A 23,840-nucleotide genomic window follows, 5' to 3' on the forward strand; every position below is an offset into this window, starting at 1 on the left:
CCGTAGATCTGGCTGCGGGCAACGTCATGGCGCCGCGCCACGTCGCAGACCCGCGCGCCCGACTGGAACGCCTCTGCGACAATCTGCTCGCGCTGCTCATCACTCCAGCGACGGCGACGCTCCGGTCCCGCCAGTATCGTTACCTGCGCCATGATCGAAACCGACGTCCTTACGTGCGACTGTAAGGACGTCCTCTAGCTCCAGCTCACAATCAGCAAGGCGGCCCCCGCCGGATGGCTACAACGAGGAAGCCGCCCGCCCCGATCTCGCCACTGTCAGTATGGCTTACATATTGGTAATTCCACGTTCGTAACTAACTGCATATCTCCAAACTTGGCACGAAACATGCTCCTGAAATCCTGGGGCGGGGGCGCTTAGGATTGAGGACAACATATATGAAACTTGCCTATCTTCTTGCAGCCGGTGCGGCGTTCGTTGCAGCAACCTCGGCAGAAGCCGCGACGCTGATCAGCGCCGATGTGACGGGACCTTCGGGAACGATCTGGACCACACGTCATACCGGTAACTACACGGTATTCCTGCAAAGTCCTGGCCTGGGTAACTTCCTGAATCCTAACGACGAGTCGATCAACTTCAACGTGGCAAATACGGGTGTCACGCGTGTCCTGCTTGCAGGTGAAGGCTACACTCCTGGCACGAACATCGACTCGGATCCGTTGTATAACCTGACGCTGAAGTTTGACGGCGGCCAGACACTGACTGGCGTTTATACCCCGGCCACGAACACGTTTGACGGAGGTACCTCGTTCGTTGACGGCAATACGACGTACTCGCTTATCGAATTCTCCTATCGTCGTTTCCTTGGTGACGCGGTGCAGCCTAATGTCGCTGTTCCAGGCGGCGACGGCAACGATTACGTCGGTAATTTCCGCATCAGCGCGGTAAGCCCTGGCGCTGTACCTGAGCCGGCCACCTGGGCGATGATGCTGATGGGTTTTGGCCTTATTGGCGCTGGCGTGCGAGCCAGCCGCAAGGGTAGGGTTGCGACGCGGATCGCATATGCCTAATCTCACTGTCAGCTAGACTTACAGGAAGCCGTCGATCTCAATGGAGGTCGGCGGCTCTTCCTTTTGTGTCGTGATTGACGCACCAGTGATCCGCTCTCGAAATGTCCGCTTTTAAGCGTTCCGAACTGCCCGTTTTCTCGCCCTATAGCTGCCGGTCGGCTTTCAGAATGATGTACGCGCTGGATCGATGCCGGAACGGCGATAGATGGTAGTTTGCGATCTGGCGGCTTCCATCGGTCAAAACACTTGCCGACCGCAAGCCACTATTCGTGGCCGTAAACGAAGCCATCGTGGGCGCCGCGGGCAAAGTCCCGAACATCGTGCCCAAAGCTGCTTGTAAAGCCGAAATACGCGATCAACCCGAACAGGGCTGCCATCATCGCAATATTACGCTTCGTCACGCTGCGGCCCGTCTCCGAAACACTCCGCATAAATCCTCCCTAGGCCTGCGATCCGAGAGTTTCTGATCCGCAATCCCCGGGTAGGTCATCTCCTGCCGCGTGACCTCGCCTCACGTATACGTTCGATTCTCGTAGATTTTATTTATAAACGGCTTCGGCAAGGAGCGCAAAGCGACGTAAGCCGTTAACGCACGATTACGTCCTGAATATACTAACAGAGCGCCGCTATAGATATATCTCACTCAAGCCTGGTAGCCCGATATGGAACAGAACCACCGTGATCGCTGTAGCGCAGGTGACGCATAACCAATAGGCGACAGGCTCGCCTCTGCGCGTAATGCCTGTTCCATCTGCACATAGCGCGCCGGACGCAATGGCGCGACCGGTGGTAATCAGCAGCCCGCTACCAATGATGACCGGCATGAGTTCCATCTGTTAGATCATACGGCAAATTGTGAAATAACAAAGAGCTACTTAGGCGGGTAAAAGGGTATGCGGCCTGCCGGCAGGTTTTCACACACTGCTCGTAAAGGGTTGACCGTGTGCAGGTAGGCTTCCAAAGTCCGACTGCGCATGCCCGGCCCGGCTTACGTCGAAGCTACGCCAGAAACGTGGCCAAAACTCATCGTATTTGAGTTGGAGTAGCTTAAATGATCGTACTGGTCCTCTGCGCCGCTTTTCTGCTGACCGTTGTCCTGGGGCTAGCGAGCATAGCGGCAAGGCGTATGTCGAAGCAGCTGGTCGAGCCGAAATCCTCGGTCATACTTCGCAGCGGATCGGCGGGGTTTTTCATTCTTACGGTTGTAGCGTTGGCGGCTACTGCAGTTGGTTAACCTAATCCACTATGAAAGCGTCGGAACTACCCAGACCGACCCAATCCGGCACAGTTCCCGTATTGTTTCAAAAACCTTCGTTGTGCTGGTCAGGCATACGCCTACACGACCTGGAACCGCGCACTTCTCGGAAGGTATGGCGCGGCTAGGGCTGCAGTTACGGTACAAACTAAACTGCAGCCCGCTCCCGTTCGCTTAAAAATTCAACGTAACTCGTTGACTCGATTATCAATTGGCCTAGCTTGTGGGGCAACCGGTCTCGTCCCCCCAATAGGTAGGATCGGCCAGGGTCGCAGTATGATTCCACTGCTGCGGCCCGCCTCCCGCAGGTGGAGAAGCTATGCCATACAGTCCCATCTGCCGAGTGCAGAACGTCTACGCGTCGTTCAACTGATTCTAGTGCAGCTGGCGAAGTCCGAGACTTGGCACAATTGCGATGGACCGCCTGGTCGATTCCGTGGCAATGACCCCTTTACGGCTTCATGAACTGTTCGATAGCCAGCTGCTTAGGCGCGTCAACCTGACCGCCGTATTCCTGCGCCCCCACGCGCCGTACTTGCTGATCGGATCGACGTCGTTGAACAGCATGACCAGGTCGGCCTAAGCCGAGATAGCCTTCAGGTACTGCGCATACATGTCGCCCATGAATTGGCTCCGCTCAAGCGTTTCGAACTGATTTTGTGGAAGCAGCGCTGTCGGCAGCTCGTGTTGGCCTCCCTCGTAGGTGATGCAGCGGATATTTGGAGCGCTCGCGCGGGCGATGTCGCAGGTCGTCTTGAGCGTGGCTACCGCATCGGTCACGCTGGCCTGCAACAGGGCGTCGCTGTACGGCCCCTGCCGGTCATGGCTGAAATACGGCGCGCCGGCGATCGCGTCGACGTGATCCGCAATCCCCGGGTAGCTCATCTCCTGCCGCGTGACCTCGGGGTAGGCGGACTGAGTGCCGAGCACACGCACCAGGTCCTTCGGGCGATCGGCGAATGCGGCTTCCCAGATCTTGAACATGTCGATGGCTCGACGCGAATAGTTCTGCCACGCGCCGTAGCCGTTGTTCGGGTTGATCTTCAGCGTGGTCGCCTGCGCGAGATTGTCCTGCGCTTGCCAGAACTGGAAATTCCAGACCTCGTTGCTGAGCTCGACGTAGATCTTGTGCCCAGCCGGCAGCGTGTCGTGCGCCTGTTTCGCGGCCCACTGCATATAGGTCGCATCGTCGTTCCACGAGTGGTTGAACCACGGATCAGCATCGGCCAGCTTGGCCAACCGCATCTGGTTCTCCAGCGCCTGACCCGGATTGTCGAGCGTCCGCGGATCGGGCCGGTTGGCTGCCGTGCGCGCCGGGCTACTGTTCGTCTCGTTCCAGTCCATGAAGCGCAGGACGGCGTACTTGCTCGAGCTGGCGATCACCTCTTTCGAAAACTCGTTACCCGAGGCGTTTTTCGCGTCGTGGCATTCGAACTCGCGGAACGGATCGGCCGCGTTCACCCCGTAAAGGCTGAACCACGTATTTTTCACCGCGCCGCCCCATGATGGCATATCGAACGTCAAGGTGTGGTCGCCCTTGACCTGATTGACGCTCCCGCTGTGCGTCAAGGCACCGCTTCCCTTCCAGCTGCAGGCGATGCTGGTCTGGTTCACCCAGCCGCCGGTCGGCGCGCCGACCGGAGCCGCCGCAGGTCCGGCCGCGAGCTTTTCGGTAAGGCTGGTCCGGTCGGACGCATCATACAGAGCGCGGATCGAGCCGATGCAGCCAAGGCGCCTGGTGACTTCGCAGCACAGGCAGCATCTGACAAAGCTGCGAAAGACGCGGCCAAGGCCGCCGCCGACGCCGCGAATGCTGCTGCTGCGGCAGTGCAGGCGGATTCCGACAAGTCCGCCAAGCAAGCTGATGGCGCGGCGAAGACTGCGCAGAAGGCTGCGGCAAAAGCCGCTGCCGACGTCGCAAAACAACAAGAGCAAGCAGCGAAGGAGCTGCAAAGGCAGCCAACGACGCGGCCAAAGCAGCGGCTGCGGCCGCGAAGGACGCCCAGAAATCGACCGATGCTGCTGCTAAAGCCGCGCAAGACGCAATCAATGGCAATGGCAAAGGCAACAACGGCAACGGTAAGGACAACGGTGGGCCCAATGGCGGCTGATGGCCGAGCTCGCGTGGGCTCAGAGCAGGATCCGTTTGCGTTCCGGACACCCATAGAGGGCCGGATGCGCATCTTGACCGGGCGAAACGACTTGCGCGCAGCGCGTCTCTATAAAATCTTCAAACCTGGCTTCTTCGCTCGCAAAGGTACGTCGTCTTCAATTCATCTTCTCAACATTTCCAAGTCCGGCGCCAAAGCTCACGCGGAGCAGCCGCCGCGCGAGGGAGATCGAGTGATGATCGAATGCGACTTTCCCTTGGGAGAAGCTCGTGTTCCTTGGGTTTCGGCCAATCGCTTTGGTCTACAATTCGTTATTCCGCTAAGCGAGAACAGTTTGGCCCAAGTGGTGGGATGACGATCCGGAAGAAAGGTTGATCTGACATAGTCGAGACTGCGATGCTCATGAAGGTAATGACCTCGGGGATAGCTACCCCCTTAAAATGTTCCTCTTTGCTGACGCTTTCATGCAACTTTCGGGATTGCATCCGCCAAACTCTGCAACACTGGCAGAGGTGGCATGCGCCCGGCCGGGATGACCGCTTCTGAGCGAAGCCGTCGTTCGGTGAGCCGGACCTGAATGACTAAAATGTCCCAAAACACGGTGAAGAGGCCCCTCGCCGGAGGCGAGGAGCCGTCGGGTCAGATTTCGGTGTTCTCGGCAAGGGCAAGTGCGTCTTCCACGTCGATGCCGAGATAGCGCACCGTGTTCTCGATCTTGCTATGGCCGAGAAGGATCTGGACGGCACGGAGGTTGCCTGTCGCCCTGTATATGATCGAAGCCTTCGTTCGGCGAAGCGAGTGCGTGCCATACTCGCTTCGCATCAGACCGACGCCAGTCACCCATTCATCGACAAGCCGTGCATACTGGCGGGTGCTGAGGTGCCCGCTATGATCAATCCGGCTGGGAAAGACATAGTCGTCCACTGCGCCGCCCCGCCGTTCAAGCCACGCCAACAGGCTGGTCCGAGCGTCCGGAAGCAACTCGAACTGAACCGGCCGACCGGTTTTCTGTTGCATCACGATTGCACGCGTTCGGATCTGTCCGCCGCTGACAAGGTCGCGGATCTTCATCTGCACCAGGTCGCAGCCCCGGAGTTTGCTGTCGATCGCCAGGTCGAACAGCGCCCGATCTCGCAAGCGGCGGCGCTGATTGAGGTAAAATCGGATCTCCCATATTTGCTTCGGTTTCAGCGCGCGCTTCGCGCCGACGGTCCGTCCGGCATTCCAGACTGGGCGTTTTGTCGCGGTGGGTTCGGTTTCAGGCATCTCCATGATCATTCTCCGATGGCCAGAATGGCCGTCCGAAGAACGCTTTGGCGCCTGATAAGCAGGAATGCCCCGAGGCACCTGCCGACCAGATCTCGCCGTTCCCCCGTGACGGCGCAAACGTCCTGTTCTGACAGGAGCCGCCGACCGAGCGTCGTGAAGCTGCCAATGTCGGTCGTCCCGCAGATCGCGAAAGCCTGCTGTAACCGGTCACTTGAGGCACTCGCAGCAGTCCGGTTTCTCCATGTCCAACTGGTAATTTCGGGAAAGCACATTCGGGAACACATTTTGGGAAAGCGCCTCGACGAAGCGCCTGGAAAGGCTGATCCGCCCCCAAGGCTTCCCATCGGCCCTTTCAGTTGAGAAGGTCGATGGATTAGTTTGACGCTATGAGGAGCGCCCGCGCCAACGCGGTGTCCCGCCCGGCTTTTAGATCGGCTGTTAGGGCCGGCACGATGAGATCCGGCATGATCCCCGCGTCCGGCTGCGGCGTGTCGGGCCAATAGGCGATCAGCGGCAGATCCACCTCGACGCTTGATCCCGGCAATCCGACGAAGAAGAAGGCGCCGCCGTTGATGCCGCGACGGTTGCCGCCGGTCTGCTCGCCGATGAGCGTCCCCAACCGATGCCGCCGCATGAGGCTCGCGAAGCCGAAGGTGGCTGAAGCGTTCTTCGGCCCGACCAGCACGGCGACCTTGCCTTGAAACCGTTGACCGGTGGGCTGGATGGTGTCGGTATCGGAAGCGTCGCCGGGGCGGGTCAGGGTGTAGAAACCGGCCGCGTCGGGGCCGATCACCGACTCTCCCCAATCCTTGAAACTACGATCCCAAGTCTTGAGGTGCGGGGCCAATCGATCAGGTATCTTGCGATAGCGCACATGGCGGGAATAGCTGTCGGCAGACAGCGGCGCTTCGATTAGGCGGGAGATGATCGCCGACCCGCAATCGAGCCCTCCGCCGTTGTCGCGAACGTCGATGACGATGCCCGAGAGATTGCGGTCGACCGCGGTGTCCACGCTGGCGTCGATGAAGCCCCGCCAATCCCATTTATCGTGAAACACCGCCCAGGTCGGCATGGTGAGGACGCAGACATGGCCACGCACGTCGAATGTCCAGCCATAGGGAGAGTCCGTAAACGGACGCCGCAACGCCGCGTCCCGCGCCGCTGCGGTCATCAACGGGCAAGTAATCATGACGGTTCTGCCATCGGCTCGGACCACGACACGCGCAGAGGGGCGTGACGATGGGAACAGCAATGCCCGCAGCACGTCGAACGCCGGCTGATCGGCATCGCCCGGTATGCCGAGGTCGGCTACCTTGCGCGCATCGTTACTTCCATCCGTGCGGGCATAGGGAAGCATCTTGGTCAGGATGTCGCGCGCGCCGATGCCGTCGATCGCGACGACTTCGCTTCCAGCCGGCAGATGGTGCCCGCTGCCGAGATCGGCGGTGACGATCATGCGCCGGTCTAGCCATACGAAGGCGAAGGGCAGTCGATCGGGCTTGCCGAACAGCGCCGATGCGACGGCGGGCGTCTGGTTGGCGGGATTGGGATAGCTGTGGCCGCACCGGATGCTGGCGGTAAAAGCCGTGAGTGCCAGATAGAAGTCTCCCAAGGTGCGGGGCGTGCCCGCGAACCGATCCAGACGTTGACGTCCCCGCTGGAATTCCAACGGAGTCAGGTAGCGGTAGAGGCCAGGATGCAGGCTGGCGTAAGCATCGAACAGGATGGCTATGTCCGCCTGCATCGCCGCAGGTGCCAGCAGCTCGTCGGTTGCCTTGGCGGGTGCCGGCAAGAGGGCGGTGGCGAACAGTCCCGACGCTCCCATCAGGACGTGGCGGCGATCGAGATATGTCATGCTGTTGCTCCGGGTGGGTATGCCCCACACCGATGCCGATCATGTTCAGGCCATGCGCTGCGAATCCGGGTGTCCCACGTCGTTTTTGCCCTTTGAGACGCGGCGATAGGCCGAGGGCGTGACGCCGAACCGGTCCTTGAAGACGCGGTTGAAGGTCGCCTTCGATCCGAAGCCGGCATCGATCGCGAGCGTCAGGATATCGCCGTCGGAACCGTCCAGAAGCCGTGCGGCGACCTGCTCGACGCGCAGGCCATTGATCGCCTCGGCGAATCCCAGCCCGAGGCCTTCGTTGAGGCCGCGCGACAGATAGGCTGTGTTTGTCCCAAGCCGGCGAGCCAACCCGGCAAGGTCGAGGTCGGGATCGCGCCACCATCCCTGATCCTCGATCCGGCGGATCCATTCGGCCGCGATCGGACGCCAGTCGCGCTCGATCGGCTCCACGATAGGCTGCGGTCGGGCGTCTGCCTGCCGCCACCCCTCGATCGCGAGATAATTCCCGACGATAGCCAGCAAAACATAGAAGCCGAACATGTCGAAGTAGGAGAGCGGTGCGATCAGGGTATCGGCGACCAGATATGCAGTTCGCACGGCCGCGATCACGGCAAAGGCGATCAACACCGCCTGCACCCGCTTGGCCGCAGCGAGATCCGATCGGCGCGCCATCAGCCAACCGCGATGCTGGCGCAGGGCACGCAATGCGGCAACGGCATAACCAGTCATCGACGCGACCAGCAGCACTGCCAGGATCGGGTCGAGCCAGGGACGTTGTATCTCCCGGTCGAACGTACCTCTCAAACCGAGCGGGAGGCAAAAGGCCACAGCCTGATAGGCGAACTGACCCACGGGCAACGCAGCGTGCCAGCGTTGTATCGGCCGATCGAAGATCAGGGCGTTCAGATGAACATATAGCAATGGCCCCATTGCCAAGGGTACGGCGAACGGCGCGAAGGAAAGCCACGGCCAGCGATCGTAGAAGCCGGCATAGCCGATGGTGAACGGCGTCAGCATACCGCACAGGACGATCAGCAACGCGCCGAGAGAGCGTTGCGCGGCCCCGTGACGCCAGATGATGATGGCGGTAGCCAGCACGAGCATCTGCACTTCGAACAGACCGAGGATGAGGGACATGGGACTGATGCTCACATGACTATCAGCCTCGCCACAGTGGCAACGTCAATGGGGGATGGGCTTCACCAAGGATGACAGCATCCGGCCGAAGCTGGCGTTGGGGCAGCCTGGCTTGATCGACGGCTTAGTGCGAAGTCCTTACGGCAGCGGTCGACCACAGTCGGTCGTCCAGCCGAACTGCGTCGATGGCCGCTATCGCCATAAGCGGACGTAATCCCGAAGCCGATCGAGCCGTCTGATTTCCCTCGACCGCCAATGAGCCTGCACCTTTAAGTCAAATATCAGTCGATTTTTACTTATCTTGACGCTCGAACTGAAGAGCCGTAGATTACGCTATGCCCAGCCGTGTCGGGCGATTTCCACTGATGTCAACCGGAGCCCCGGGGGGGGGGGGGGATGGGATGTCCAGTCTGTGCGGGCTATGGCTGCTATTTCTCGGCCTAGCGGTTCCCTTCGCGATTTATGCTATAGCGGCCCTTGTTGGCGCTTTGCGACGTTCGCCGGGAGACGGGTCGGAACTTGACGATCCTCAATTATTATTTATGACTCCGGCATGCGTCCGGGCTCTGGGACGCTGCGCGCGCTTAGAGCGCCTGTCGAAGCTGTCGCCAAAATGGATCGGCAAACGTCTCAGACGAGCCCGCTTTCCCGATGGGGAAGAGCCGCCCTCTGAATGGCAGTACTCTTCATGGCCGTTGCAGGCGTCGCTTATTCTAGCGGCTAAATGGCATGAACTTCGGGCACTTCAATCCGAGCTTGTCGATCGATCTGGGCAGGTCACACAACGCGATGCTGTCGATGACGAATTGCCATTTCACGAAGAGGCGCTTCGAAAACTTGGACGTCGCGTTGTGCTACTCCCCGCAGCCCTCGCCCTCATCTTGTTGATCCTGTCGCTCGTCGCGTGGCGAGCGGCGGCTGCGTCGGACCAATGTAAGTGCAGTGGCGGGGGACCGATTACCGACATCACCGTCATCCCGCCGCCGCCTAGTGCGCGCTTTGAGACCGTTGAACTTTCGACTGACATGATATTTGACTATGATCGACCGAAAGCGGGAGAGGAAGGTTGGAGGAGTTCATTTCATGAAGCAAACGCAATCAATCAGTTGAGAAACCTATTCTCTGGTTTTGGCGGCATAGTCATCAAGTCAATAAGCGCGCATACCGATCCCATTGGCGGCAAGCAAAAGAACGAAATACTTGGAAGTCGTCGCGCAACTGAAGTTGCTCGCCTAATAGACAAGATAAAGACCGAGCAACGTTCTGACATCAGCTTCCTGGGTCAGCCCTCGGCGGTATCGAATGTCACAACTAGCGGACCAACGCCTCACGACTCCGATTTCTGGAAATTCTGCTTTGGAAAGTACTATCTGTCGCAACCTCTCGCGCGCCCCCTCCAGGATCTTGATGCACGCTTCAACGACGATAGAAGAATGCCCTGCCACTTGGCAAAGGCAGATACTATATATCCGGCGTGCGCCCGGATCGATGTCCCAAAACCGAACCGACGTCCCTCTGTAGGCTACGCTCAAGCAGCGGAGAACCTGCGCGAACTGACGGAATGTTTGGCACCGATGCGCCACGTTGCGATAACCTTCAGCTATCAACGCCTCTTGCCACCCACTCAACACTGAAGCCTTGATTCAAAGGACGCGCGTTATGAGCCTCCACAAAACCCTGACGGGAAGATTCAAGTTCGCGGCTGATGAAGCTGGTGGCTCGAGCGCCGCCCAGGCTGAGTTTGATCTGATCTTCAATCTCTTGACCCAATCATACCGGGGCGTCGTTCTTAGTCCCGTTGCTGGCAAGAATGACGTGCCGCCGTCAGCGCAAACACTCCCATTCACGGTCGTGCTGAGCTTTGAGGAGCGCTCCGGCGTCAATCTCATTGGGAAGATCGAGGCGCAATTAAAGTCCCTGTTCGACAAGCTGCTCACCGTTGCAACAACAGTAGGCGGCCCAGTAGGAAATAGCGCGTTGCTGATCAAGACGCTCGAGGCTTTCCTATCGCAGAACCCTAGCGCTCCCGAGGCAGCCGCCGTCAAGGATCTCAACCTCGACAAGCAAGGCGACGCCAATTGGGATGACATTGCCCCGCTACTTCAGAAGATGGGATCGGGCAAATATCAACCGCTTCAGATCAAGGAACTCTCGCAGGCCAGCTGGAAATCCTTCCTCGCCAAGCTGAAGGCGAAATATCAGGCACCCGCCGCTCCTCAGGCTGATCAAAAAGCGTCGGGCGACAACACCGGCACGCCTACACCAGCACAACCTAGTCCTGGCGCGCCGCAAGAACCCTTCCATCTCACCCAACTACTGGGATGGTTAACCACCACTGACGACGACAAGACCTCCTACGGGTTCGACATCGAAGGTGTTTGCCGATTTCCCGACAACGCCGTGCAGTATGGCAAGTGGGCGCGGCTCGACGTCTTCGGCCCCGACGGCAGTCAGTTGCTGACCCACAGTGTCGACAGCGTGACGCTCGCAGCTTGGCTTTTCAACACTGGGCGAACCGACCTGGAAGTCCAGGTAGTTCTCACGCCTGAGCTTCGGGCAGCACTCGCTACACCCGCCGCGAAATCGAAAAAATCGACTACCGTGAGCGGTCGGTTCTGGTTGTCCGACGGCCAACTAGTAGGAACCCGGACCGTCGCGATCTACGTTAAACCGGAAGTCGCCCGCTTTGTTGACGAGTGCTGCGCGCCTGACGAGCTTGAGTTCCGCAGTAGTTGTGGGGACGTCATCGACGACCTGCCCATCCTCGAAGTGCCACAGGCTCTCGCGGTGACACAGACGGATCCGTCCGGCTACTTCGAGTTCAGCTACGCCAGCGATGCACCCCTAACGGCCGAATACGCCCTGATCCAAATAAGCGGCGTTGCCGTTCCAATCGCGCTGAAGCTTATAAAAAGCCAAGACGCCAAGCGTCCAGGATCATTTTTTCAAACGCCGGTCCTCCTTCAGATCGAGCGACCTCTTGTCCTACCTGAACGGGGAAAGCCCATTGCGTGGCTTGATGACGCGAACGATGATTGCGGGTGTCAAGGCCTGACCTTCGACGATCCAAACCGCACGCTTGAGGAGTTCAAGGCCGACATCGTCGTGCGTACGACAGATCCGATGGTGGTGCGTGCACGGCTGGCAATCTCGGATACAACTCCTGAGCATCTTCCTGCGCCAAACGACCCGCTCCTCCGGCCGAGCGACAGCCCGCTCAATCGAAATTTTCGAACTGCGGTTTCCAGAGAGGACCAAATCGAGTGGGATGAGAATCCGCTCGTTGCACAAGCGATCACGATCTCACACGGGCGGATCCTCACCATCAGCCAGGTCTGGCGGGCTGATGGATTTTCCCTCGGCGATCTACGCTATTCCCTCCCTCTAGCCCCCCTTCAAAAGAAAAATATCGCCGTTATCGATTGGGATCGCAGTGATAGGCTCTCGATGGATTCCAGCCAAACCTATGAGGAACAACTCAACAATCTTGTCGGCCGCGAGCGTGATATCTCTGAAATCACTAACAGCGCGCTGAAAGAGTCGATCTCCGGGCGATCGGATTCCGGGCAGAGTTCGCAAAGCGGCGGAGGTGGCATCTCGCTCGGCTTTCTCGGCTTTGGCGGAGCGTCTGGCGGATCCTCGAGTGCTTGGTCCAGCTCAAATCAAGACTCAACGCGTGCGCTTGCCGCCAATTATATGAACCAGTTGCGCGACCAGACCGTCCAGTCTGCAAATGCCCTTCGCGCCCAGCGCGTGACGATGGTTCAGCAGGTAAATCAATCAGAGTCGGCCAAAGTTGTCACCGAAACGGTGGCCAACCGGAACGCGTGCCACGCAATCACGGTGCAATATTTCGAGGTGCTGAGGCATTTCAGGGTTGATCACGAACTGAGTGATGTCCGGGAATGTCTCTACATACCGCTTCCGATCAGCGCCTTCACAACCGAGAAGGCTCTGCGCTGGCGCGAACCTATCGAGCGATATCTGCCATCCGCCTTCGACGGTGCGATGGATGCCTGCGCAAGACAGCAGCGGCTGCTAGAGGGCCAGCAGGAAATCTATGCCGACGACGAACTGACCGGACTGTCGATCTCTTTTGGCCTAGTCCTCGACTTTCCACTTCCGCCAACAGCAATCGCGGCCGCGACGATGTGGGATGCGTTCCTTGGCATGACCGTCGCGCCCGCATCGCCGCTGCCCGCCTTGTTTGAAAGCCTCAAGGCGGTAGCCGCGGGCGATCAGCCCAAGTTTTTCGAGAAGAATATCGCGCCGGTCGTGGCCAAGAAATTCGCCGCCAGCCTTCGCGTTGTTGGCGTCGTCAGCGGAGGCGAGATCGATCTCGATATGGTGCCGAGTCTCGTATCGAGCTACGGTGCCGGCGAGCATCACGAGATCATCTTCTCCGAACGCACAAGCCTCGCCGCCCGCCATATCACTCGCCGCAGCCTGACAGCGATTAAGATCAAGACGTCTCTGGCGATTCCCGAGTTCGACACTGTCTCTGTGGAATATGCGGATGTATCGTTTGTCACAAAGAACCTGAGCAGCGCGCTTGCCGAAGGCGCGAGCGACAAGGACAGTCTACGGACGAACAAAGAGGTCGAGTTCCCCCTACCGCTAAGGGCGCACGAACTGGCCGATCGAAATCAGGAGGATAAGCTTACCGCCGAACGGCTGCTTGCGCACCTTAACGGCAATGTGGAATATTATCATAAGGCGATTTGGTGGACGATGGATCCAGATCGCCGGTTTGCGCTTCTCGACGGATTTATCGCACCGAACGCGGGCGGACGCAGCGTTGCGTCAGTCGTCGAAAATCGCCTCTCTGCCATCGTTGGCAATTGTATCGTAATGCCGGTCGCGCCCGGAATTCGTCTCGACTATTTTGATGATGGGGCAAGCGATAATACCGATCAGCATGAGCTGGGTGAGAATTGGCTGCTCGCTCGCTACCGCCCATTAATTCCGCGCCAGTCAACCCGGATTTCGGTCCCCACGCGCGGCGTGTTTGCTGAATCAGTGATGGGAAGTTGCAACGGCTGCGAGAAGATCGACAACACTCGCAACTGGGAATATTGGAAGCACCCGCTTCCCGACGAACCCACCGCTATCGATCCGGTGTCGCTAGCGTCGCGCGCCAAGGATACACCGGTCGCACAATCCCAACCGCTGCCGACAGCAACCGTCATCAATCAGGTTGCCAGTGGCATTCCCCAGGCGCCTGATCCGGCGGGCATCGCCGCCGCGATTACCGGCGTCCTAAATGGGGGTTTCCGAGACGCGACTGGCTTGGCAGGCACACAACAGAACTCCCGCGATGCGCTCGACCAATCGTTCATTACGACCGAACGCTTCGGCATGGAAGCCGGCAAGCTCTCGGAAGAGCAGGGCAAGCTGGCATTCGAGGCCGCAAAGATGGTCTTCTCCGCCTATACCGGCCAGAAATACACGCCGGGCGATATTAGCGGTGACGCGAATGACAGCGCCAGCATCCGGCAAAGCATCGCCGCGGATGCGGCCGCCGGGCGGATTACCAATCAACAGGCGCAAGATCTTACCGGCGAAGTGCATAGCCATCGGATCAAGCGTCTGGCAGGAAACGAACCGTCATTGCCAAACGTGCCCGAGGTCCGCGAGGCTATCGCTCGTGGTCGCGACGAGGGATCGCCTATTTCAGTAAGACATGGGAGTGCCAGTGTCGAAATTGGCGCGCCAACCCGTCCTGCCAAAGAAGGCAAGGGCCGAAGTTCACTGTGGCCCTTCGGCAAACGGTCCCAGGCTACGGATCGTAAAAGCCAAGTGAATGCTGAGAAGCTTCCGACACTCAAGATTGAGATCGTCACCGCGATTCGCGACATTGGTGGGGCGTTCGAGGTCGGTGAGAAGTCTCGGCAGGTCGTACTTCTCGACTGTGAAAAACGCACGCTGACCAAACTGCCGATTGCTCATGGAAAGACCAACATTCTCGGCTTGTCACTGGATTCGGTCCGCAACAACTTTAAGTCCGACCTGTATGATGCGTCCGGTGAAACCTTTAGCCTTTCCTTCCTGGGCCAGACCGCCAGCGGCGTGCGCTTTATGCCCGACATCGATTACAGGCTTCAACTTGTCTTGGACGCGCGGACGCGTCGTGTGCACATCGAAGGAAGCCACGATGGCTTCCCAAGCTATTCGATCCTTGTAAACGGCAAATCCGTGTATGATTTCGAGCAGAACCTGTTCGTTGAATCCGCAACAGAGTTGCTCGGAACCAGTGATGTCACCGTCGACCGGGAAGTGAGTTTCTGAATTGGCATCGCTCACTCGCACCCTACGTTGCTGTCTCACAGCTCAGCATATCTCGCGATCTTTCTACGTGGCGTCGTTTCGCTTGAGATCGTAACAGCAGGCGTGAACTTGTGGTGTGGCGGACAACGTCTCCATGGGACTGTGGGGACGCAAGCTACCAGTTTAGTCGCCGATCGAACGAGTCCAGGCGGTGGAACGTGTGTCAGCGACTCTGGCACTGGCGTGCGCTGCTGCGCTGCTCACTTAGTACGCTTAAGCTTCTCAGTGTCGGCTTCTGGCGGGTGCTGCCATTTGTCGAGGGTGCCGGGAATGGCGGCTAAGTCCCATTTGACGCCATTGGGGACAAATCGCTCGTTCCCAAAAACGATTCCCGCTAGAAGATCGCCGAAAAGGCATTCTCAATAATTACGCAGCTTTGCCTCGCACCATGAGGACGCCTTCGAAGAGCTTGGCGACACGCTCGTTTGGCGGAACGGCCAAAGCCGCGCTGATCGCGGCCTGATTCAATCCAGGCCGACCCGTTGCACGAGCGCCGTTGGTCGCAGCAGGTTCTGAGTGTGTCGCGGCGCCTCGCATCGACGAGGCGTCGTCGGCGGGAGCCTGCGTGGCCTCGATCACCCGAAGGCTGTTAGCAGCGACGGCGGGGTCGACGCGGATCTGGGGCATCTCCGGGGCCGGTATCTTGGTTCGCGCCGAAAGCTTCTTCTCGGCATAGTAACGGACCTTCTTTCCATAGGTCGCGTACATGCCACGCCGGAAAACGATCAGATCGTTCTCCGGCAGCAACTCGACTTCCTGAGGGAGCATCAGCGGCCGGCGCTGATCGGAGTCCGAGGTGGAGCCGCCGCCGCCGCCCCACGTTCCCATCGAGCGCGACCGCGCCTTGAACGTGTAGCTGCCGAGCTGGTCCGAGATCTTCTTCGCTTCGGCCAAACCGGCTGGACGAAGAACAAGCCGGACCGCGCAGTTTCGCTCGATGTCGGCCGCCACCTTGTCCCCATAGACGCCTTGAATCTGTTCGAGCGACTGGAACGCCGGCAGCATCCGCAACCCGTAGCCGGCGACATAGCTGAAGGCGTTCGCGAGCACGGTGCATTTGCCGAGGCTCGCGAACTCGTCCAGGGCGAGCAGCACCTTGATCTGATGCTTGTCGCCCTTCGGCAGCTCGCGGACGTTGCGATCGATGAGTTGCTGGAAGAGCAGGCCGTAGATCGGCGCAACCCGCTCCAGGTCATCCGGCGACACGCCGAGATAGAGCGAGATCCGCTTGTCCCGAAAATCGCTCAGGTCGAAATCGCTCTCTGAGGTCGCCGCATCGACATACGGGTTCAGCCAGCCGTTGATCTTGGACGTAACCGACTGGCGCAATCCGGAGAACGTGTTCGCCGACGAGCCGGTATAATCCTTGATCGCCGAGACGCACCCTTCCGACAGGGGCTTTCCGGCCTTCTTACGATCGGCGATGATCTTCGGGAAACGCCGCTGGGCGTCGCTGGCCGCGAACTGGCGGTACACCTCGCCGAGCGTAAAGGGGAGGGCGTCGTCCCCATCGTCGACGGTCGCCGCGATATAGGCGGTGATGCCGAGGAACGCGGTTCGCGCGCCCTCGGCCCAGAACTTCTCGCCCGTGAGCGGATCGGGATAGAGCATCGCCGCGATCTTCTGAAGCTCGTTGATGACCTCCACCGGATCATACCGGTTGATGTAGCTCAGCGGGTTCCACCGCACGGTGCGGCCGGTGGGATCGAGCGGGTTGAAGAGCAGCACCTGCTGCCCAAGCACCTTCAGCCGATACCCCGCCGTGTTGTCGTAATTCTCCTGCTTGATGTCGAGCACCACTAGAGAATCGAGCCAGTCGAGCAGGTTCGGGATGATGACGCCCACCCCCTTGCCGGCGCGCGTCGGGGCTTCGAGCATCACATGCTCGGGCCCGCCGAAGCGCATCACCTTGCCGCCGAACTTGCCCAGCACGATGCCGGCCGAGGCGAGCATCTTGCCGTTGCGGACTTCGCCGACCCGCGCGAAGCGTGCCTCACCATGGAGCTTTTGCCGCGTGAACAGCGTCGAGAAGATGATGACGACCGTCAGGACGATGCCGATCCCGAAGCCGATCAGGAACGGCTGATAGACGATCGGATAGCCCTTCAGCGCCCACAGCGCGGCCGGCACCTTGCGCCACGGGGTATGGGCATTGAGGAGGTGGGCACGCCACAGGACGGCGAGGGCGCCGATCGCGGCGCTGACGAACATGCCGATGATGCCGAGGAACGCGATCGCGCCCCGCTGCGACCCTTCGTCGCTTCGCACCCATTTTCCGTTCATGCCGGCACCCCTTCAGTCGGTCGGCTTGTTCGCCGGATCGAACCATACTTCGGTCATGCGATAGCGCGCCGGCTGGCCCTCGCCGGGTGGCAGGCGGTGCATCTGCACGACGATATCGACCAGCGAGCGCAGCAGCGCCCGGATGTCGTGGCGGTCGAGATCGTTGCCGCCTTCCGATTCCTTCACCAGCAGCGTCAGCTGCTCGAGCGCGCCCTCGGCCGTATTGGCGTGGACCGTGGTGATCGAACCGGGATGACCGCTATTGACGTTGCGCAGGTAGAAGAAGGCGGTGCCGTCCCGCAGTTCCTGCAGAAGGATGCGATCGGGCCGCATCCGTAGCGCCGATTCCAGCAACTCCTTGGCGCCCGCCTTCTGGAGGCTCTTCCCATCCTTGGCGTACATCATGTGGACGTGGTTGCGCTGGGGTACGACGAGCTCGCGCGTGTCCTCGATCGTCAGGATCCGCTCATAGTCCGGGATCAGCTTGATGAGACCCTTAGAGAAGCTCGTCTTGCCGGAGCCCGTCGCGCCGGAAATGAGGATGTTCTTGCGGGCTTCGACCGCCAGCTTGAAGAAGGCGCGCCAGTCGCCCGCCTCGCGCAGTCGCAGCAGATCGGGGTCGACCTCCTCGTACAGGCCGTGCGCGCGGACCTCGCTGAACAAGCCGGCCCGCTCGAAATCGTCGATGTTCATCGTCACGCCCGACGCTTTGCGGATCGTGATCGAGATGAAGCCTTGCTCGACCGCCGGGGGAACGACGACCTGTGCGCGCTCGCCGCCCGGCAGGACCGAGGAGCAGATCGGATATTCGGAGTTGATGTCCTGCTTGGTCAGCCCCGCGATCAGCTTCGCCAGCGTCATGAGGGCCGCATTGTCCAGTGCGGGCTCCTCGTGCCACTCCCAGCCGTTTCGCGTTTCGAGGCCGATCATCCCCGGCTCGTTGATGACCAGCTCGGTCACATCGTCGCGCAGAAGGTGCCGTCGGATCGGCTCGGCATTATGCTCGTAGATCAGCGACGTCGGACTGGATGCCACGGCTTTAGCGCCTCAATCCCACGTCATAGACCGAGCGGAAATCGAAGTCCTTGGCGACGAAGATCGCCGCGGAGTCGCCCTGATTCTTCTTCAAGATCGGCTTGATGTTCATGGTTTGCTGAAGGACCGTCTGCCCGGTTTGGCCGGGGACCTGCGTGGTGTTGCTCCCCTCGTTGGCAAGCGCCCGACCGGCGATCTGCGAGGCATCTTCCAGAACCGAGATGACGAGCCCAACGCCGAAACGTGCCCAGAACTGGGTATCGACGCCGCCTGGCAACCCGGCCCGGCCAAGGCTATCCGCTGCCGGCGACCCGAGGTCGATCGCGACGCCGCGCGGCGTCAGGGCGCGCGTCCACAAGACGAACAGGCGCGCTTGCCCCTGCGTGATGCCGCCGGAATATTGCCCCAGCACCTTGGTCCCCTTGTCGAGTAGGACGATGCGACCGTTCTCGGAATAGACATCGTGGTTGATGACGCAGGACACGAACCCGGCCTGCGTCGAGTTGATCGCCGTTTGGAGCGTGCAGGGGATGACCGTGCCCGCACTCAGCAGAAGGTTGCGGTCCGCGACCATCGTTGCCCGGACCGTCTGGATCGCGGCATGGCCGAGCTGATCGCTGAAGTCGGTCGTGCCCTTGCCCGCCTCGGCCGGACTGTCTTCGCCCGGCGCTCCGAAGCCACTGGCACCAAGGCCCCGCCGCGCGACGGTGGATTGTCCAGCGCCGCGCGGCTGATCGTCAAGCCCCGTTCGCTGTTGTGCGTCCGCACCAGGCGCGGAGGCGGGAGGAGCGGCCGAGGCCATTCCGGTGTTGCCAAAGGCCATGATCGGCGATCGCCGCGCCGCATCGGCCATGGCACGCGCCTGGTCGGCCCGTCGCTGCTCGGGAGATTGCTGTCCGTTCGCCGTGGCGGAGGCTGTCCCGCTCGTTGTCGGCACCGGATTGCCGTTGGCATCGGCGACCTGCGTCCCCGCCGCTGCGGCGATCGGCCGCCCGAAGATATCGGTCTGCGCCGCGCCGGGCTGGCCGAGTTGACCCGCGAGCGCCGCTCGCTGCGCGTTCGGCGATCCCATCACGTCGTCCACGGCACGGTCACTGGCCTTCGCAGGCTGCGCGGCAGCCGCGGTACTGGCCGATTGGTGAAACGCAACATAGCCTATCACGATGCCGCCTATGGCGCCGAGCAGGCCGATCCCCGCACCGATGAAGGCGAGGTTGCCCCACCCACCGCTACGCGCGACCGGGCTATCGACCTCGCCTGGAGCAACGGTGTCGGCAGCGACATCGCCCCCGCGGTCAATGACGGTCCCGACCATGTTACTGCCCCTTCACTTTGCGTTCGACGACATTGGAGACGGTGCCCGTTCGATCGCCGCGATCGTTGCGCAGCGGCGCCTCGTTGTAGATGCACAGCACCGTCGCCCCGCGCCGGAGGCGCAGCTGCCGGTAGACCGCATGGATCACGACGAAATCCTCGCGAACATCGTAAGGGACGATCGTCTCGGTCCCGTCGACGTCGACCGCGAAGATCGAGGGAATGTCGGCGTGGCCTGGATAGCGCAGCACGGTGAACTCGCCGTTGTCGGAGACCTCAGTGGGTTGCAGCGCGACGTCGCCCTGCACGGTATAATTCATATTCCGGGTGCCCTCGATCACGGCATGGTCGAGCGCGGCGGTGGTGATGGTCGTCTCGATCGCCTTGGCGGCCTGGGCCTGGGCAATCTGCACCTGCAACGCCGCCATCGCCCGTTCCTCGCGCGGATAGCGGAACCGTACGCCGTACATCGTGGCGCCCGTCCCTAGTGCGAGGTTGAAATGATAGGTGCGCGGCACGCCGCCCGCGTTGGTGACGACGATCAGGTTGGTGCCTCCAGCCCTCTCGCGGGGTTTGAGAAAGACGATATTGCCTACGGGCGCGATCTGCCAGGAGACGGTATCGCCCAAGGCGGCCTGCGTGACCGTTTCGCCGGGCCCGAACTGGATCTCGATCGCGTGCCGGAAACTGCCGACGATCGTTACCACCTGATCCGGATCGTAGTTGACGTTGCGAACGCGGACGTCCTTGGCCCCAGGAACAGGGGTCTCCGACGCGAACGCGGCGTGTGGCGCGAGCGTGACTGCCGCGGCACCCAGAACCGAGAACGCGACGAGGCGGTGCCACACCGCCCCGACACCGCGCCAGAAGCGGTTCTTGGCGCCATCCTCCGTCAGCACCAACTCCGTCGTCGGCGGTGACAGGCGCAGATCCAGCCTTTTGCGGAGCGCAGGCATGAAGGGGACGGCGAGACGGTCGCCATTGTCCGACGTATTTGGCTGATCGCTCATGTCACGCCTCCGGGTCAGAACGATAATTCACGACCTGGAAGCCGAGCGGATTGAGATTCCGATCCTTCTCATGCTCCGGCGCCGTCGTGTATCTGAAGGTCAGTATCGCGTTCCAATTTTGCGCGATCGGCGTGTTCTGCCCGAAGGTGATGATCTTCGTGAAGCGGACCTGCGCCACGGTAGGACTGAGGAAACTGATCGTTCGGATCGAGATCGAGACGAAGCCCTTGTCGCCGTAAATGTTGGAAGGCGCGTTCTTGTTGTTGGCCTGAACGCTGTTCAGGTAACGAGCGCTTTCGGCGGAATCGCTGGTGAGCATGACCGTATAGGCGTTCTCGCGCGCAGCATCGTTTAGCCAGCCTTCGCGCAACCGCACATATTGCGAGATGAAGTAGCGGTTGACCGCATCCTCATAGGTGCGCGGCTGCGGCCCCTTGAGCGCGGTCACGACCTGCGTCTCGCCCGAGCTCTTGTCGACCCTGATGACATAGGGCTCGACAGTCTTCAGCGGGCTGAGCATCGCAACTGCCGCAACCGACGCCACAGCGAGCGTGCACGCAGCCGCCGCAACGCCCCAGGCGAGCCGCTTGGACTGGATCGCCGCACGCATACGGTCATATTCCCACGTCCTCGATGTCTCGTAGTATTTCTCTTTATCTTCGGCCTTCACCGCGCCCATGGCGTCGATCCCTTCAGCAGGAGGAGTAGGTCGGCGCGACGTCCTGCGCGGACGTGCGTGGCGCCGATCGCGGGATATTCATGGCCCCAGGTCCGATGGGGGCGGCAGGCGGACCTCCGGCACCGGGCGTAGGGGGCGGTGCGGGAAGATGCGCCGGTGCTGGCTCGCGTGATGGCGGCGCCACCATCGACTGCCCTGCGCCCTGCTGTGACGCCGGCAGTGGCACCGGCAAGCTCGGCAGGATCGACCCGTAGAGGTTGGCGGGACGCCGGTGTTTGCCGTCGCACACCGAGACAGGTCTGATATGAGTCCCGGTGCAGCCGCCAAGAACAAGCGTGCCGATCGCCACGATGGTCAGCCTTTTCATACGGTCTCCGTTCGTAAGGTCCCGCGCCCGGCGGTTCTGTGTTTCATGGTTCTGGACTGGCAGCCGGCCTAATTGGACCGAGAGGCCGAGCCGCCCGTGCCGCTTCCTACTGCGGGGGGACGGTTCGCCTGCGTCGCGCGCCGGAACATGAGCCGGTTGGTCAACATGTTCGCCCCGGTCTGCAGGAAGCCATGGCCGCCAGAGGACGCACCCCCCGAGATGCCCGCAGCGATGGCCGGCGATTGAAAGAAGAAGATCGTGCCGACGATGTAGATCGCCGCGCAGGCGATCGTCGCGACCAGCATCACGGCGGCTTTCAGAACGATGTATCCGTTGTGCGCCATGACGAAGGACGAGCCGTCTTCGGGGATCGATCCCATGATGCCGTCCATCGCGGCTTCCTGGAGGCCGGTGATGAACTTCGTCATGATCGCCATGACGACCATCAGCAGTATGAAATTGACGGTCTGCTTCAGCCACCCGTCGAACAGCCAGCGGGAGGAGTTGAAAAGCAGACACGCCAGCGCAAGCGGTGCGAGCGCGACGCAGATCGCAACCGACAGCTTGGCAAAAATGACGATGCAAAAGCCGATCGACGCCGACATAAACGCGAAGATGTAGAGGACGGCGACGCACAGATAGGTGATCAGGGTGGCGCTGAGCTGGATCACGGGTGTGCGAAAGTCTGTGATGCCCTTCTGCTCTTGCGATTGAACTTTCAGGTTCGCGTTGACCAACTTCTCCGAAAGCTTGCCAGTATCGGCGACATAGGTATCGAAGGTGGTGCCCGGGTTGGTGACGGGCGTGCCCGATCCAGCCGCGATGATCTCGCTTGGCAAGTTGGTGACCACGTTCACCACGAACGCCGAATAGCCAACCGCACTGGCAGCCGCGAGGGCGAACCCGACCTTGCCGGCTTGGAATACCAGCTCGCGAAGTGGAGCCTGGATAGCCCCTCGTAGCACGGCAAAGCCGAGCAGCAGGAAGTAGATGATCGCCGCCAGGGCCAAAGGCGCTGCAACGAAACTGACGAGCCCCGCCCCGAAGCTCGCAACCGAGGTCGCTATGGCGGTCTCCACATACGAATACATCGTCGTGAACAGCGTCATGATGTTGGGTGGGCCGGCAGCCATTGGATGAGATTCCGATCTTCGGCGATCAAAGCGCAGCGATTAAATCTACTTCTTGCGGATCGTGTTCTGTTTGAAGAAGTCCGCCTCTTCGTTGCCGGCCTTGGTCTGGGCGACCGAGATGGTCGCGTCTCCGGTTGTCGCGCACATCTTGGCCTTCTGATCCGCCGGGAGATGGCTGTACTCCCCCGCATCGCACTTCGCCTGCCACTGCGAGAGGAGTTGCGGACTGGCGATCAGCTCCTTGGCGGTAGGTACTACGACGTTCTGTTGGCATCCGCAGACGACGAGCAACGAGCAGAGGGATAGTATCTTGCGCATGATTACTTCCTGATCGTGTTGGCACTGAAGAAGGCTGCTTCATCGCGACCGGCCGCCACTTGCGCTGCGCTGATCTGCATGTTCGCCTGACCGGCCTGCGCCATCTGGATCGCCTGCATCTTGAGCATATCGTTTTGAAGCTGTGCCTGTTCGACCGAGATCCGGGCTTGGAGGTCCATCACGTCCTTGGGATCTTTGGCATACGACAGTTGCTCGCGGAGCTGGTCGAGGCCTTGCATCCGGGTCTGGGCGATGCTGAGCGTATTCTCGCCCAGCGCGGCCGTGGCGGCCGATGAGCTGATCGCATCCTTGAGCGCCTGGTTGTAGGCTAGGTCTGCGTCGGAGGACGACGTTGCCGGCAGCGCGTAACGAGACTGGATGCTCGATGCGAGCGAACCGAGCGAACCAATCTTCGACAGGTCGCCACTGAGCAACGTCAAGGCGTCGATCGTCGTGTTGGGCAGGATGTTGCGCACCTGCGCGTTGAGCAATTGCGGGGCGAGCGCGTTGACGTTGGTCAGCTTCTGAAGCGAGCTGAGCGTTGTCGTCGCCGTCTGGATCTGCTGCTCGCCCTGCTGGATCATTTTGATCGTGTTCTGGACCTGGGCGAGCGCTTGCACATAGGTAGAGGTGTCGAACACAGGGATGCCCTGTGCAGCGGCCGGCGACGTAAACGCGACGATCGCGACCGGCGCGGCTGCAACCATGATGATGCGCTTGAGCGACAT

General features: G+C 60.6%; 16 protein-coding genes. 4 read left to right on the forward strand and 12 right to left on the reverse strand.

Annotation, left to right across the window (positions count from 1 at the left end):
- Positions 1–395: 395 nt before the first annotated feature.
- Positions 396–1,028: a PEPxxWA-CTERM sorting domain-containing protein gene (locus L8K25_RS20115; protein ID WP_242140781.1), complete on the forward strand. Its 633-nt coding sequence runs from the start codon at positions 396–398 to the stop codon at positions 1,026–1,028.
- Between the two features lie 1,834 nt (positions 1,029–2,862).
- Here L8K25_RS20115 and L8K25_RS20120 read toward each other — a convergent pair.
- On the reverse strand, positions 2,863–4,218 hold the full coding sequence (locus tag L8K25_RS20120) for a hypothetical protein (protein ID WP_242140782.1): 1,356 nt from the start codon (positions 4,216–4,218) through the stop codon (positions 2,863–2,865).
- 240 nt (positions 4,219–4,458) lie between these two features.
- Between L8K25_RS20120 and L8K25_RS20125 the strand changes: the two genes are divergently transcribed.
- The gene (locus L8K25_RS20125; RefSeq protein ID WP_242140783.1) at positions 4,459–4,749 is read left to right on the forward strand and encodes a PilZ domain-containing protein; all 291 of its coding nucleotides are present in this window, start codon (positions 4,459–4,461) and stop codon (positions 4,747–4,749) included.
- A 284-nt stretch (positions 4,750–5,033) separates the two neighbouring features.
- On the opposite strand, the gene L8K25_RS20130 is transcribed toward L8K25_RS20125, so the two are convergent.
- From L8K25_RS20130 to L8K25_RS20140, 3 genes are all read right to left on the reverse strand, one after another.
- Entirely contained in the window at positions 5,034–5,666 is a 633-nt protein-coding gene (locus L8K25_RS20130; RefSeq protein WP_242140784.1) for a tyrosine-type recombinase/integrase, read from the reverse strand.
- Positions 5,667–6,036: 370 nt separating this feature from the next.
- Positions 6,037–7,518: a S41 family peptidase gene (locus tag L8K25_RS20135; RefSeq protein ID WP_242140785.1), complete on the reverse strand. Its 1,482-nt coding sequence runs from the start codon at positions 7,516–7,518 to the stop codon at positions 6,037–6,039.
- A gap of 45 nt (positions 7,519–7,563) precedes the next feature.
- Positions 7,564–8,646 (reverse strand): helix-turn-helix domain-containing protein, encoded by a 1,083-nt coding sequence (locus L8K25_RS20140; RefSeq protein WP_242140786.1) that lies wholly within the window; start codon positions 8,644–8,646, stop codon positions 7,564–7,566.
- 401 nt (positions 8,647–9,047) lie between these two features.
- Here L8K25_RS20140 and L8K25_RS20145 point away from each other — a divergent pair, with 401 nt between their 5' ends.
- Complete coding sequence (locus L8K25_RS20145; RefSeq protein ID WP_242140788.1) at positions 9,048–10,280, forward strand: hypothetical protein; 1,233 nt, start codon at positions 9,048–9,050, stop codon at positions 10,278–10,280.
- A 25-nt stretch (positions 10,281–10,305) separates the two neighbouring features.
- Positions 10,306–14,934: a hypothetical protein gene (locus L8K25_RS20150; protein ID WP_242140789.1), complete on the forward strand. Its 4,629-nt coding sequence runs from the start codon at positions 10,306–10,308 to the stop codon at positions 14,932–14,934.
- Positions 14,935–15,339: 405 nt separating this feature from the next.
- Here the strand turns inward: L8K25_RS20150 and L8K25_RS20155 are convergent, their stop codons facing one another.
- The 8 genes from L8K25_RS20155 to L8K25_RS20190 form a co-directional block, all read right to left on the reverse strand.
- On the reverse strand, positions 15,340–17,256 hold the full coding sequence (locus tag L8K25_RS20155) for a type IV secretory system conjugative DNA transfer family protein (protein ID WP_242140790.1): 1,917 nt from the start codon (positions 17,254–17,256) through the stop codon (positions 15,340–15,342).
- A 12-nt stretch (positions 17,257–17,268) separates the two neighbouring features.
- Positions 17,269–18,291 (reverse strand): P-type DNA transfer ATPase VirB11, encoded by a 1,023-nt coding sequence (virB11, locus tag L8K25_RS20160; protein ID WP_242140792.1) that lies wholly within the window; start codon positions 18,289–18,291, stop codon positions 17,269–17,271.
- A 4-nt stretch (positions 18,292–18,295) separates the two neighbouring features.
- Complete coding sequence (gene virB10, locus L8K25_RS20165) at positions 18,296–19,606, reverse strand: type IV secretion system protein VirB10 (RefSeq protein WP_242140793.1); 1,311 nt, start codon at positions 19,604–19,606, stop codon at positions 18,296–18,298.
- Position 19,607: 1 nt separating this feature from the next.
- Entirely contained in the window at positions 19,608–20,615 is a 1,008-nt protein-coding gene (locus L8K25_RS20170) for a TrbG/VirB9 family P-type conjugative transfer protein (protein WP_242140794.1), read from the reverse strand.
- A 1-nt stretch (position 20,616) separates the two neighbouring features.
- On the reverse strand, positions 20,617–21,294 hold the full coding sequence (locus tag L8K25_RS20175) for a type IV secretion system protein (protein ID WP_183937160.1): 678 nt from the start codon (positions 21,292–21,294) through the stop codon (positions 20,617–20,619).
- Positions 21,295–21,729: 435 nt separating this feature from the next.
- Positions 21,730–22,794, reverse strand: a complete 1,065-nt coding sequence (locus L8K25_RS20180) for a type IV secretion system protein (protein ID WP_242140795.1) — start codon at positions 22,792–22,794, stop codon at positions 21,730–21,732.
- A 45-nt stretch (positions 22,795–22,839) separates the two neighbouring features.
- Entirely contained in the window at positions 22,840–23,112 is a 273-nt protein-coding gene (locus L8K25_RS20185; protein ID WP_037533493.1) for a hypothetical protein, read from the reverse strand.
- Between the two features lie 2 nt (positions 23,113–23,114).
- Positions 23,115–23,840, reverse strand: a complete 726-nt coding sequence (locus L8K25_RS20190) for a type IV secretion system protein (RefSeq protein ID WP_242140796.1) — start codon at positions 23,838–23,840, stop codon at positions 23,115–23,117.

This window comes from Sphingomonas sp. TREG-RG-20F-R18-01, assembly GCF_022662475.1.
In the GTDB taxonomy this organism is placed as follows: Bacteria; Pseudomonadota; Alphaproteobacteria; order Sphingomonadales; family Sphingomonadaceae; genus Sphingomonas.